The organism is Streptomyces kronopolitis, assembly GCF_014646275.1.
GTDB classification, from domain to species: Bacteria; Actinomycetota; Actinomycetes; order Streptomycetales; family Streptomycetaceae; genus Streptomyces; species Streptomyces kronopolitis.
In genome coordinates this window covers 264,161-277,481 of sequence record NZ_BMND01000005.1, presented here as the reverse complement: position 1 = coordinate 277,481, position 13,321 = coordinate 264,161, and the positions used below count along the sequence as shown (strand labels likewise).

Sequence of the window (13,321 nt, the reverse complement as noted above, 5' to 3'; positions counted from 1 at the left end):
GCCTGAACTGCCGCAGGCCGGTCCCGTCGGCCCCCACCGACCTGCCTGCTGCGCCCTGTCTGCAAGGAGTACGCCGCCGATGACGTCCACGGTGCCCACCGCCGCCCACCACGCGGATGCCCAGCCCCCGATCACCATGTTCGGCCCGGACTTCCCGTACGCCTATGACGACTTCCTCGCCCACCCGGCGGGCCTCGGCCAGGTCCCCGCGACCGAGCTGGGCAAGGAGGTCGCGGTCATCGGCGGCGGCCTCTCGGGCATCATCACCGCCTACGAGCTGATGAAGATGGGGCTGCGGCCCGTCGTCTACGAGGCCGACCGAATAGGCGGCCGGCTGCGCACCGTCGGCTTCGAGGGCACCCCGTCCGAGGCGGCCGGCCTGACCGCCGAGATGGGCGCGATGCGCTTCCCGCCGTCCTCGACGGCGCTCCAGCACTACATCGACCTGGTCGGCCTCACGACCACGCCGTTCCCCAACCCGCTGGCACCGGACACCCCCTCGACCGTCGTCGACCTCAAGGGCGAGTCCCACTACGCGCGCACGGTCGACGACCTCCCCGAGGTCTACCACCAGGTCATGGACGCCTGGAACGCCTGCCTGGAAGAGGGCGCGGACTTCTCCGACATGAACCAGGCGATCCGCGAGCGCGACGTCCCGCGCATCCGCGAGATCTGGTCCCGCCTCGTCGAGAAGCTCGACAACCAGACCTTCTACGGCTACCTCTGCGACTCGACGGCCTTCAAGTCCTTCCGCCACCGCGAGATCTTCGGCCAGGTCGGCTTCGGCACCGGCGGCTGGGACACCGACTTCCCCAACTCCATCCTGGAGATCCTGCGGGTCGTCTACACCGAGGCCGACGACCACCACCGCGGCATCGTCGGCGGCAGCCAGCAGCTGCCGCTGCGGCTGTGGGAGCGCGAGCCCGCCAAGATCGTGCACTGGGCGCCGGGCACCTCGCTGTCGTCGCTGCACGAGGGCGACCCGCGGCCCGCGGTGACCCGGCTGAACCGCACGGCCGGCAACCGCATCACGGTCACCGACGCCGACGGCGACATCCGCACCTACGAGGCCGCCGTCTTCACCGCGCAGTCCTGGATGCTGCTGAGCAAGATCGACTGCGACGACGCGCTGTTCCCCATCGACCACTGGACGGCGATGGAGCGCACCCACTACATGGAGTCGAGCAAGCTCTTCGTGCCCGTCGACCGGCCGTTCTGGCTCGACAAGGACGAGGACACCGGCCGCGACACCATGTCGATGACGCTGACCGACCGGATGACCCGCGGCACGTATCTGCTCGACAACGGCCCGGACGAGCCCGCCGTCATCTGCCTCTCCTACACCTGGTGCGACGACAGCCTCAAGTGGCTGCCGCTGGGGGCGAACGAGCGGATGGAGGTCATGCTGAAGTCGCTGTCGGAGATCTATCCGAAGGTCGACATCCGCAAGCACATCATCGGCAACCCGGTCACCGTCTCCTGGGAGAACGAGCCCTACTTCATGGGCGCCTTCAAGGCGAACCTGCCCGGCCACTACCGCTACCAGCGGCGCCTGTTCACGCACTTCATGCAGGACCGGCTCCCCGAGGACAAGCGTGGCCTGTTCCTCGCCGGCGACGACATCTCCTGGACGGCGGGCTGGGCCGAGGGCGCGGTGCAGACCGCGCTCAACGCGGTGTGGGGCGTGATGCACCACTTCGGCGGCACCACGGACGCGACGAACCCGGGTCCGGGCGATGTCTACGACGAGATCGCGCCGGTCGAACTGCCGGAGGACTAGCGCCAGATGTAGGACGCGGGTACCCCTGGGGCCTGTGGTTCGGATCAGGCCGGGATCTAGGGCCTGATCCGAACCACAGGCCCTAGATCCCGGCCGCCCGGGCCGCCGTGTACACCTCCGCGGCGCGGTCCTTCAGTTCCTCGGCGTCCCGGGCGTCGCCCTGGAGATCGAGCAGGATCTCCTGCGGGCCCACCGCGGCGTGGGCGGCCAGATCGGCCACGATCTGCTCGACGCTGCCCTGGAAGGCGCGGCGGTTCGGGCGGTCGTACGGTCCGGCGGTGATCCGGGTGTTGACCCGCAGCACGGTGTACACCGGCGCCGTGCGCCCCCGTTCCGCGGCCAGTTCGTGCAGTTCGCGCCACTGGGCGGCGAAGGCCTCGGCGCCGGTGCCCAGCGGCATCCAGCCGTCCGCCCGGTCCACCAGGCGGCGCCGTGCACGCGCGCTGTTCGCGGGCAGCAGGACCGGGATCGGCCGCTTCGGCTTGGGGCCGACCACGGACGGGGCGACGGTGGTCAGCGCCCCCTCGTACGCCACCGGGTCCGGGCCCCACACCGCGTGGCAGACGTCGAGCAGTTCGTCGAGGACGGCGCCGCGGTGCGCGAACGGGGCGACCCCGGCGGCCGCGTACTCGTCCAGCGACCAGCCGGTGCCGAAGCCCGCGAGCACCCGGCCGCCGCTGGCCGCGTCCAGTGAGGCGAGGGCGCGGGCCAGTTGGAAGGGGAGGTGCAGCGGGGCGATGAGGACGCTGGTGCCGAGCCGGGCCCGTTCGGTGGCGGCCGCGGCCAGGGTGAGCGTCACCAGCGGGTCGGCCACCGAGCGGTAGGCGTCGGGCCAGGGGAGGCCCGGGATGCCGTACAGCCCCTGGGTGGCGGGCTCGGGGAAGAGGATCCGCTCGAAGACCCACAGGCTCTCGTAGCCGGTCCGCTCGGCGGCCCGCGCCACGTCGGGCACATCGCGTCCGAGGTCGTACTGCCGCATCTGCGGCAGGCCCAGCCCGAGTCGAACGGCCATCGTGCGCTCCTTCGTGTCGGCCCCCGGCCAACGTAGCGCCGGCGCGGCGGCGTTCCGTGGACGGCGGCGGCAGGGCGGGCGCCGCGGTGGCCGGAATCAGCCGGGCAGCGGAGTCAGCAGCATCCGCCCGACCAGTCCGACGCCGGCGTCGAGGCGTTCGGTGAGTTCCTCGGCGACCTCCGGCAGCCGGCGGACGCCCCACAGCGCGCGGGCCGCCACCCAGGCGGCGTCCCTGGCCTTGTCCAGGCTCCACGACCCGATCAGATGGGTCAGCGGATCGGCCACCTCCAGTACGTCCGGTCCGGGCATCAGCCGCTCCCGGATCCGCTCCTCCAGGCTGGTCAGTACCCCGCCGACGCGCTCGAAGTCGCATTCCAGCGCGTCCGGTTCGCAGTCCAGCACCCGGCAGGTGTCCAGCACCGCCAGGGCCAGATCGTGGCCGATGTGGGCGTTGATCCCGGCCAGCGCGAACTGCAGCGGCCGTACCCCCGGGTGCCGGCGCAGCTGGAAGAGCGGACGCCAGCAGGCCGGCGGCCGCAGTCCGGCGGTCGCGGCGTCCACCGCGGCGAAGTAGCGGCGGGCGAAGCAGCGGTCCAGCTCGCCGGCGGCCGACGGGTCCTGGAACGTGCCGTCCCCGATGCGCCCCGCCACTTCCTCGGTGACGGCCAGATAGACGCCGTTGAAGACGGCCACCCCGTCCCCGTCGGGCAGTGCCGCGGCCAGCGCCCGCATCCGGGCCAGCACCTGCGCCAGGTCCGCGGCCGCCGCGGCTCCCGCGCCGGTGGGCGGTCTCGCGGCGGGCACCCGGTCCGGGGCCGACCGGCGGTGGACGTCATGCTGCGGGGCGGGGCGCGGAGTCGTCGTCATCCACTCAGCGTGACAGCGCGGTGACGGATCGGGCAGGGCCCCGGCGGCCGTTGACCGGTTCGGGGTAACGGACGGCGCGCCCTCTTGTGGGGCGCAGCGGGACAAAACCGAAGGCGGCTCCCGCGGTCCGCGGCCGGGTGGAGGCGGGGTGCCGCCCCCGGTTTTGTCCGCGGGGAAGTGTTCGGCTATTACTCAATCGGCTCTGTGACGTGCAGGGCGTCGCAGAGATGGAGCGTGATCATGGCGAGCTTCGGGTGGAAGCTGCACGGGGACGGCAAGCACCTGGGGCCGGGCGAGGTGGTCAAACCCGGGGAGCGGCTGACGTGGGGCCGGACGATCGGGCTCGGCGCCCAGCACGTGGTCTCGATGATCGGCGCGTGCTTCGTGGCGCCGGTGCTGATGGGCCTGGACCCCAACCTCGCCCTGATGGCGTCCGGTGTGGCGACCGTGCTGTTCCTGCTGATGACGCGCGGGCGGGTGCCCAGCTACCTGGGCTCCTCGCTGTCCTTCGTCGGGGTGGCCGCGGTGATCGCCGGCCAAGGGGGCGACGCGGGCACCCTGACGGGCGCGATGCTCGTGGTGGGCGCCTGCCTGGCCGGCTGCGGGATCGCGGTCCAGATCCTCGGGGCGCGGGTCGTGCACGCGGTGCTGCCGCCCACGGTGACCGGCGCGGTGGTCATGCTCATCGGCTTCAACCTGGCGCCGGTGACGGCCCGTACGTACTGGCCGCAGGACCAGTGGGTGGCGCTCGCCACGATGGTCTTCACCGGCCTCGCGCTCGTCGTGCTGCGGGGATTCTGGTCGCGCATCGCGATCTTCCTGGGGCTGGTCTTCGGCTATGTGCTGTCCTGGGTCCTCGACCGGACGGCGGGGCAGATCCACTCGGTCAACGGCGCGGGCAAGCTCACGGACCACTGGCGCATTGACTTCTCCGGCGTCGTGAAGGCCGACTGGATCGGCGCTCCCACCTTCCACGCGCCGAACTTCTCGGCCTCCGCGATCCTCGTCGCGCTGCCCGTCCTGGTCGCGCTGATCGCGGAGAACGCCGGGCACGTCAAGGCGGTGGGGGAGATGACCGGCGACCCCCTGGACGACAAGCTGGGCACGGCCATCCTGGCCGACGGCACGGCCACGGTGCTCTCCACCGCGGTCGGCGGCCCGGCCACCACGACGTACGCCGAGAACATCGGCGTGATGGCCGCGACCCGCGTCTACTCCACCGCGGCCTACTGGGCGGCCGCCGGCTTCGCGCTGCTCTTCGGCCTGTGCCCGAAGTTCGGCGCGGTGGTGGCCGCGATCCCCGGCGGGGTGCTCGGCGGCATCACCGTCATCCTCTACGGCATGATCGGCCTGCTCGGCGCGCAGATCTGGGTGCGGAACAAGGTCGACTTCACCGTGCCGCTGAACCTCATCCCGGCCGCCGCGGGCATCATCGTCGCCATCGGCGGGGTCTCGCTGAAGTTCACGGACACCTTCGAGCTGAACGGCATCGCGCTCGGCACCCTCATCGTGCTCACGGGCTACCACGGCCTGCGGTGGCTCTCCCGGGCGGCCGGACGGCGGCACGAGCCCCTGCTGGGCGGCGGAACGACGACCTACGGCGATGCCGAGGGCCCGTCGTCCGGCTGAGGCCGGCGGGACGGTCGAGCGGCAGGGGCTGGGGCCGGGTCGGAGGCGGAGGCGGGGACCGGCAGCAGCCGGTAGGCGTCTCCTTCGGTGATCACCCGGCCCGCCGTGGGCGGGGGGAAGTGGGTGCCCAGCAGCAGGGTGTCCGTGTCGGCGAGCGAGCCGAGCAGGCGGCGGCGTGAGGCCTCGGACCGTTCGGGGTCGATGTCGACGCAGGAGCCGATCGCGGGGTGGGCGAACTGCACGGGGTGGTGGACGCAGTCGCCGGTGATCAGCGCCGTCGCGCCCGCGCTGCTGAGTTCGACGGCGACATGGCCGGGGGTGTGCCCGGGGGTGGGCAGCAGGCGGAGCCCGGGGGCGATCTCCGCGCCCCCGTCCGGGACGTCGACCGTGTCGAGCAGCCCGGCCTCCTCGACGGGCGTGACGGAGTCCCGGAACATCTGCGCGCGCGGGGCGTCCATGGCGTAGCCGGCCCAGAATTCCCGCTCGGCGCGGGAGGTGACGTACCGGGCGTGGGGAAACGTGGGGACCCAGGAGCCGTTCACCTCGCGGGTGTTCCAGCCGACGTGGTCGGTGTGCAGATGGGTGAGGAGCACCAGGTCGACGGAGTCCGGGGGGAATCCGGCGGCGGCGAGGTCGTCGAGGTAGCCGGTCCGCAGCTGGTGCCAGGCCGGGTTGGCGCGGGTCTTGCCGTTGCCGATGCCGGTGTCGACCAGGACCCGCAGCCCGCCCGTCCGGAAGGCGAAGGTGTGGCTGGCGATCCGCAGGACACCGTTGTCGTCGGTGAAGTCGGGGCGCAGCCAGTCGTGCCGTGACGTGACCTGCGGGGTGGCGTCGGGCAGCAGCCAGGCGCCGGTGGCGGGCGGCAGCAGGACTTCGTCGATGCGGTGCACGGTGACGTCGCCCACGGTCCAGGAGGGGGCGGCGGATGCCGGTGGAGTCTGCGTGTCCGTCATGTCGTTCGGGGTCTCTTCGCTGTCAGGTGTGCGGGGTGCTGTCCGGTGGAGTCCGCCGGCAGCGGGACGCCGCGCTTGCCCGCGGCGACTAAGGCGAATGCTTCGCGTTAGTGAGTCTAGGTGCACGGAAGCCTAAAGGCAATGATTGTGCGTTAAGGGTTCCGGGTTCGCGCCTGTCCTGTCCCGGGCGTGCGGGCGGGTCAGATGAGTCCGGCGCGGATGGCGTAGGAGACGGCGTGGGCGCGGTTGCGCAGCTGTAAGCGCTTCATCAGGCCGTAGAGGATGTACTTCACCGTGCGCTCCGAATAGCACAGCTTGGTGGCGATCTCGGAGAGTTCCCGGCCCTCCGAGACCAGGCGCAGGACGTCGAGTTCGCGGGGGCTGACGCCCGAGGCGGTGAGGCCGCGCGGGGCGAGGACCTCCCGGTGGGTCCACCGGACCTGTTCCATCAGCGTGCCCTGGAGGGTGGGCGGGAAGCTGCCGCCGCCGTCCGCGACGGTGAGCAGGGTGCGGACGAAGGCGGCCGGAGTGAACGCGTCGCGCCACAGCACGGCCCGCACCCCCCGGTCGATGGCCGCCGAGACGTCCGCCCGCCAGTGCCGCCCGGCGATGAGCAGGAAGCGCGTGTCGGGCCGGTCGGACAGGGTGCGCAGCTGCTCCAAGGCGGTGGCGTCGACGGTGTCGAAGGCCGCGACCACGGCGTCGGCCTCGTGGATTCTCTCCGGTGGCACCTCCTGCACGCGGTGGTCGTGCTTCAGTGAGCTGACGAGTCCCGCGTGGACGACGGCGTCGGGTGAATGGACCGCCACACACACGGTGCCGGTGGATATCTGCTGGGGCATTGCGCCTCCCCGTCGGAAATCGCCCATGAGGTAGATGATCGTGCCACGTAGTTTTTGGCCCCCGGCTCGGGGCGCGCCCGGATCCCTTAAGGACAGGGAAACCTGGCACGAGTAACGGACGCAGGGCTCCGGAGCGCGGACAAACGGGCAAAGATGGCCGGCGGGGCTTGCCGCCGACCGCCCCGCCCCGGATCATGAAGTCGTCAGGTACCCACCTCTGCCTGGTGTTTTCCCCCTCAGGGGCGACGGTCGCCGGATCCGCGCACGGCCGATGCCCCGCCCCGCCGACGGTCGCGGCGGGGCGGGACGGACGCGGATCCGGCGGCTCAGCCCTTGGCGGTCAGGGGGTTGCCGGTGAGCATGGCCGAGACGACCTCGGTACGCGACCGCAGGCCGCTGCGGGCGAACAGCCGGGAGAGGCGGTTGGCGACGGCGTCCTCGCTCAGCCGCAGCACGGTGGCGATCTGACGGTTGGTGAGCCCCTCGGTGATCAAGGTGGCCAGCAGCTGCTCGTTCTCGGCGGTGGCCTGCTTGCGGCCGGGCACGGCCAGCCCGGCCTCGCGCAGCGCCGCCCGGGTGTGGAAGCGGCTCAGCAACGAGCCCGTCTCCCCGTACAGTTCGTACGCCTCGTGCAGCAGCTCCGAGGAGCCCGCGCCCGCGGCCGCCGCCGCCAGCGTGCGCGCCGTCTCGAACGGCTGGCCCCGCGAACGGGCCAGGTCCACCGCCTCGTGCAGCAACTCGCGTGCGGCGTCCGAGCCCGGCGCCCGCGCCCGCGCCGACGCGGTCAGGTACAGCAGCCGGGTACGTCCGCTGCCGGTGCGCCCGGCGAGCTCCTCCAGGCGCCACAGGCAGGCCGCCGCCTCCTCGGCCCGGCCCTCCGCCGCCCGGAGCGTGGCGAGGGCGGCGGCCAGCTCGTCGGTTCCGTAGACATAGCCGCGCGCGTCGGCCTCCCGCAGCCCGCGCCGCAACACCCGGTCGGCCGTGTCCGGTTGCCCCATGGTCCGCAGCACCGCGGCCTCGGCGACGTCCAGGAAGGTCTCCACATGACCCTCGTGGGTCCCGCGCTCACCGGCGATCAGCCGGGCGGCACCGGCCGGCTTGCCCCGGGCCAGCAGGATCGTGGCGGTCCCCGCCGTGAGCAGATGGTGCTGGGGCGCCGCGACGAACGTCTGGTCCTTCGCGACCATCCCGCGCGCCAGCGCCAGCGCGTCGTCCCACCGGCCCCGGAGCAGGAGCAGCAGGAAATGGGTGGTGGGGGGTAGCGCCTCGGGCGGCATCCCGCGGTCCGTCAGCAGGCCCATGGCGCCGCACAGGTCGGCGTTGCCGAGCAGCTGGAGGGTGTACCCGGCCGTGATCGAGTACAGCGACTCCGGGGGAATGCCGGGATCCGGCGGCGTCCGAAGGGCGCGGGCCAGCGGCTCGGTCCGGCCGTGCACCAGGTGTCCGGTGGCCTGCGCCAGTTCGGGGATCAGCCGCAGGTGCGGGTGCGGGCGCCACACCGACTCCGTCCGCGAGAACAGGTCCAGCCCCTCCGCCCACCGGTCGCTCATGCACAGCGCCAGCGCCCGCGCCGGCATCGCGGCCTCCGGGGGCAGCGGCAGCCGGCCCCACCACTCGGCCGTGCCCAGCCGGGACAGCTGCGGCCAGTCCTTCACGGAGGTGGCCGCGACGACCTGGAGGATGGCGAGTTCCTGGAGGTCCGGGGCGCTGACGACGTCCGAGGGGTCGCGCAGGATGGTCTCCGCCGCCCGGCCCGCGGCCGGGTGGTCGCCCACGATCCAGGCCGCCTTCACACACCGCAGCAGCGCCAGTTCGCGGGCCGCCGGCTCCTCGATCAGATGCAGCGCCGCCCGGAACCACCGCAGCATGCCGCGGTCCCCGGGGTCGGGGTGCAACGCCTCGCCGGCGGCGATGAGTTCCGCCGCCGCGCGCTCCCGGCCGAGCAGCACGCCCGCGTCGGCGATCCGGTCGGGCAGATACGTCACGGCGTCCGCCTCCGCCAGGAGTACGGCCGGCGGCTCGGGGCACGTCGCGGTGTCCGCGCCGTCCCGCGCCGCCCAGAGCGCCTGCACCGCGGCGGCGGACAGCCGGCCGCGCTCCAGGGGCCCGAGCCGTTCCCGGACGGCGTGCTCCATCAGCGGTGAGCGGAACACCCAGCCCCGGGGGCCGCCGCCGTCCTCGCCGGGCAGTTCGTCGAGGAGCCCGGCGGCGATCAGACGGCGCACGCCGTAGCCGACCTCCCGTTCGGACAGGCCGGTGGACCCGGCCGCCAGCGCCACCGCCGTCCGGCCGAGCGGCCACAGCACGCTCAGTGCCGCCGCCGTCGTCCGGCACGGCTCGCCGAGTTCGTGCAGTGCCCGCAGGAACCGGTCGTCGTCGGGCAGCACCGGCACCGGCGCGCTCGCGGCGAGGAAGGCGTGCCCGTCGGCGATCCGCACCGCGTCCCGCCGCGCCCATCCGGTCAGCAGCGCGTCGGCGGCGGCCGGGACCCCGCGGCTCAGTGCGAGGAGCCGCTCGACCAGGGCCGGTTCGGGCACCGCCTGCGACCGCCGCGCGACCAGATCGGCGAGCTGCGGCCGGGTCAGCCGCGGCAGGGGGATCGCCCGCGCCGCGCCCGCCTCCGCCGGCCACCGGACGGCGGGGCCCCGGCGGGCCGCGTCGCCGCCGCCGTGCCACACCGACGTGAGCACCAGCAGCACCCCCGCCAGGCGCCGGGCGGCGACGGCCCCCAGGACGCCGAGCGAGGCCGCGTCGGCGTACTGCGTGTCGTCCACCACCACGGCCACCGGTGCCGCCTGCGTCAGCGCCGACAGCAGCGCGTCGGCGACCGCGGCCCGGTCCCCGCGCTCCACTGCGGGCAGCACCTCGGCGTCCGGCTCCGCCCGGCCCGCCGCCCCCTGCTTCCCGGCGTCCGACCGGTGCTCCCGCAGCGCGCCGACCACCCGCAGCGCCAGCAGCAGCGGACGGTCCTGGTCACCGCGCACGCAGGCCAGGGCGACGACCGGACGGGCCCGCGCCCGCAGCCGGGCCGCGACCGCGTGCGCGAACGTGCTGCGCCCCACGCCCCGTTCCCCGTGCACGAACAGCAGGCCGGGCCCGTCCGGGTCGTCCAGGCAGTGCTCGACCTCCCGTAACTCCCGCTCACGGCCCACCACATGCGTACCCGCGCCGTCCGCCCACGCCCCCGTGGTACCGCGCACCGCCTCGGCTTCCGCCGGCCGGCCACTGTCCACGGAACCTCCTCGACGACGTGTCACCGGCGGCCGCTCCGCCCGGTGTCCACGACAGGGCCGGTGCGCCGGCCCCGTCGGAGCCTGCATTATGGCCGTCTCCCGCGACGACGTCACGATCGGCGGGACCGCCCGCGGTCGACGCGGGCCGAAGTCGAGTGAGGAGACCAGTGGAACGCCGTGCACCCCTCGTCGGCAGGGACCACCAGGTCGGTGTGGTCGCCGACGCCCTGCGTCCGGCCGCCGCGGCGCGGACCCTGCTCGTGACCGGCGAGGCCGGCGCCGGCAAGACCGCCGTGCTGGACGAGGCGCGGCACACGGTGGCCCAGGAGGGAGCCAGGGTGCTGCGGCTGGATGGGGAGAGCGGCACCGGGCCGACCGGGGCCGCCGCCCTGGCCGACGCCGTCTGCGAGGTGCTCGCCACGGTCCACCACGACCGGCTCCCGGCCCACCTCACCGCCGTGCGCCGGGCGCAGTCGCGCGGCGACGGCGGCGAGTTGACCCTGCTGGCCACCCTGGGCGAGACCCTCGCGGACGCGGCGTGCCAGGTGCCGTTCGCGCTGGTCCTCGACGGCGCCGAGCGGCTGCCCGCGCCGACCGTGTCCGCGCTCCAGCTGATGCTGCGGGCGTTCCGGCCCGCCGGCGTGCCCGTGGTGCTGGCCGGGCGTCCCGCGTCCGGGGGCCCGGCCGGCGCGCCCGACCTGGCGGCGGCGGCCGACCAGGTGCTCGACCTGCCGCCGCTGCGGCCCGACGACGTCGGTGAACTCGTCGGACAGCGCCTGGGCCGCCCCGCCGAACCCGCGCTCCTCGCGGCGGTGCGGCGCTCCCTCGGCCCGCTGGCCGGCAACCCCGCGGCCGTGCTGTCGGTGCTCGCCGCGCTGCACGCCGACGGCGGCCTGGTCGACCTCGACGGCTGTACCGGCCTGGCCGGGGCGGAGGACGACCTGCGGCTCACCGCGGACGCGGAACCGCTGCGCCGGGTCACGGCCGGCGGCACGGACACCGCCGTCGTCCTGGCCGGCCTGCTGCACCGCGCCGAGCTGCGCCCGACGGACCTGTACGGCCTGGATCCGGCCTGCGGGGCGCTCGCCGCGGACCTCGGCCGGACGGTCGACCGACTGGTGCGGGAGCGGGTGCTGACCCTCGACAGGGACGGCCTGCTGGCCTTCGCCGTCCCCGCGGTGGCGGCGGCGCTGCGCACGCTGGCGCCCGGCCGCGACGTCCGCTCGACGCACGCCGCCGTGGTGCGGACGGTGACCGAGCGGCTGGGCCCGGCCACCACCGGCGCCTGCCATCCGCCGCTGGCCGACCATGTCGCCGCCGCGGGATCGGCACTGCACGACGGGGTCGCGGTGCCGCTGCTGCTGGCGGCCGCCGCCAAGGACGCCCGGTCCTACCACCCGCGGGCCGCGCGGGCCTACCTGTCCGCGCTGCGCCGCCTGCCGCCCAACTACCCCGCGACGCTGGGCGTGCTGCGCGAGGCCGCCGAACTGGGGCTGGGGTCCGGCGACCACGCCGGCGTCCTCGCGCTGGGCGAGCCGATCCTCGCCGGACTGGAGGACCCCGGCCCCTCCGACGGCGGCGGACTGGAGTTCGCCACCCACGCCTGGGGGCTGTCCTCGCTCTACGAGCACCGCGTGCCCTGCGACGGCGCCGTGCCCCGGGCCGTTTACGCGCGGATGCCGCGCGCGGCGATGCTGGCCGCGCTCGGCGGCCGGTACGGCATCGGCCCGCTCACCCCCTGGCCGGCCACCCCGCTCCCGGCCTCGGCGGAACCGGGCCCGGACGGCGGACGGCGCGGCGGCGGCCCGCTGCCCACCCGGGCCGAGCTACGGACCCTGGCCGCGGCCGTCGGCAGCCACGAGGAACTGGCCCGGGCCGTCCACGACTTACGGACGGCGGAGGGCGGCGAGCCGGCCCTCGGGCGGCTGCGGGACGCCGCGGCCTACGGCGACCTGGTGGGCGCCCTCGACGCCGTACTGGGCGAACGCTGCGTACCCGCCGGCCACAGCGCCGCCGGCGGCTACCACGCCATGGTCCGCGACTACCTGGCCGGACGCTGGGACGACGCCCTGGCGGCGGCCCGCGGCATCGAGCGGCGCGGCCGCGCTCGCGGCGGGCCGGACACCGGCCAGCTGGCCCGGGCGCTGGCGGCCGAGATCCACTGCTTCCGCGGCGACCTCGGCCGCGCCCGCGAGTGGCTCGACCTCATCCCCGCCACGGTCGTCCATCCGCTGGTGGCCCGCGCCCGGCTGGGCGTGCGGTACTGGTCGGGGCAGCAGGACGCGGCACTGGAGGAGGCCTGGCGCGACGTGCGGCGGGCGCGCGACAGCGGCCTGCTCACGGGGGTCGAGAGGGTGCTGGTGCGCATCCTGGAGTTCGCCGAGGAGACCCGGCCCGAGCAGGCGCGGCAGGCCCTGGAGCAGCTGGCGGCCGTGCACGCGGAGGCCGACACGGCCATGACCCGCGAGGCGCTGCTCGTCGCCCGCGGGGTGCTGCTCCGTGACGCCGAGGGCGCGCACGAGGCCTACCGGTCGGCCGAGCGGCGGGGCGACCGGCACATGAGGCTGTACTGCTGCCAGATCCTCGCCGAGGTCGCCGAGGAGCCCCAGCCGTGGCTGGCCGAGGCCGCGCGCGACACCCATCTGCTCTCCCTCGGGCGCCCCGGGCGGGTCCTGCTCGGCCGCTCTGCCCAGCGCCGCAACGTGCCGCTTCCCAGGGGCCGTTCGGCCCGCGAGGGCCTGAGCGAGGCGGAGGTGCGGCTGATCGGCATGGTCGCCGAGGGCGGGACCAACCGGCAGATCGCGGCCCGTCTGGCGTGCAGCGAGAAGACGGTCGAGCAGCGGCTGGCCCGGCTGTTCCAGCGCACCGGCAAGCGCTCGCGGGTGGAGCTGGCGGCGGCCTGGCTGGACGGCAGCCTGGCCGCACCCGGCCCCGGAGGGGACGCCGCGCCGGGCGGTCCGGCCGGGCCGGGCACCTGGTCCGGCCCGGCCGGCGGCTGACCGCGC

Annotated in this window: 8 protein-coding genes; 3 read left to right on the top strand and 5 right to left on the bottom strand. The window is 74.8% G+C overall.

The annotated features are described in order from the left end of the window. Positions 1–79 precede the first annotated feature (79 nt). A complete protein-coding gene (locus tag IEY78_RS09185; protein ID WP_189097111.1) occupies positions 80–1,780 on the top strand; it encodes a flavin monoamine oxidase family protein in 1,701 nt (566 codons plus the stop codon). A gap of 82 nt (positions 1,781–1,862) precedes the next feature. On the opposite strand, the gene IEY78_RS09180 is transcribed toward IEY78_RS09185, so the two are convergent. Both IEY78_RS09180 and IEY78_RS09175 read right to left on the bottom strand, forming a co-directional pair. Then, positions 1,863–2,792, bottom strand: coding sequence for an LLM class F420-dependent oxidoreductase (locus IEY78_RS09180; RefSeq protein ID WP_189097110.1), 930 nt, complete (start codon positions 2,790–2,792; stop codon positions 1,863–1,865). A gap of 96 nt (positions 2,793–2,888) precedes the next feature. Then, positions 2,889–3,524 carry a DUF5995 family protein gene (locus tag IEY78_RS09175; RefSeq protein ID WP_189097155.1) on the bottom strand — a complete coding sequence of 212 codons (636 nt, stop codon included), beginning with the start codon at positions 3,522–3,524 and terminating at the stop codon, positions 2,889–2,891. 375 nt (positions 3,525–3,899) lie between these two features. Between IEY78_RS09175 and IEY78_RS09170 the strand changes: the two genes are divergently transcribed. Further along, positions 3,900–5,288: a uracil-xanthine permease family protein gene (locus IEY78_RS09170; protein WP_189097109.1), complete on the top strand. Its 1,389-nt coding sequence runs from the start codon at positions 3,900–3,902 to the stop codon at positions 5,286–5,288. Here IEY78_RS09170 and IEY78_RS09165 read toward each other — a convergent pair. From IEY78_RS09165 to IEY78_RS09155, 3 genes are all read right to left on the bottom strand, one after another. After that, entirely contained in the window at positions 5,255–6,241 is a 987-nt protein-coding gene (locus IEY78_RS09165) for an MBL fold metallo-hydrolase (RefSeq protein ID WP_189097108.1), read from the bottom strand. The genes IEY78_RS09170 and IEY78_RS09165 overlap by 34 nt on opposite strands. A gap of 200 nt (positions 6,242–6,441) precedes the next feature. Next, the gene (locus IEY78_RS09160; protein WP_189097107.1) at positions 6,442–7,083 is read right to left on the bottom strand and encodes a helix-turn-helix transcriptional regulator; all 642 of its coding nucleotides are present in this window, start codon (positions 7,081–7,083) and stop codon (positions 6,442–6,444) included. Positions 7,084–7,409: 326 nt separating this feature from the next. After that, positions 7,410–10,316 (bottom strand): AAA family ATPase, encoded by a 2,907-nt coding sequence (locus IEY78_RS09155; RefSeq protein WP_189097106.1) that lies wholly within the window; start codon positions 10,314–10,316, stop codon positions 7,410–7,412. 167 nt (positions 10,317–10,483) lie between these two features. On the opposite strand from IEY78_RS09155, the gene IEY78_RS09150 reads away from it, so the two are divergent. Next, entirely contained in the window at positions 10,484–13,315 is a 2,832-nt protein-coding gene (locus IEY78_RS09150; protein WP_189097105.1) for an AAA family ATPase, read from the top strand. Positions 13,316–13,321: the final 6 nt, after the last annotated feature.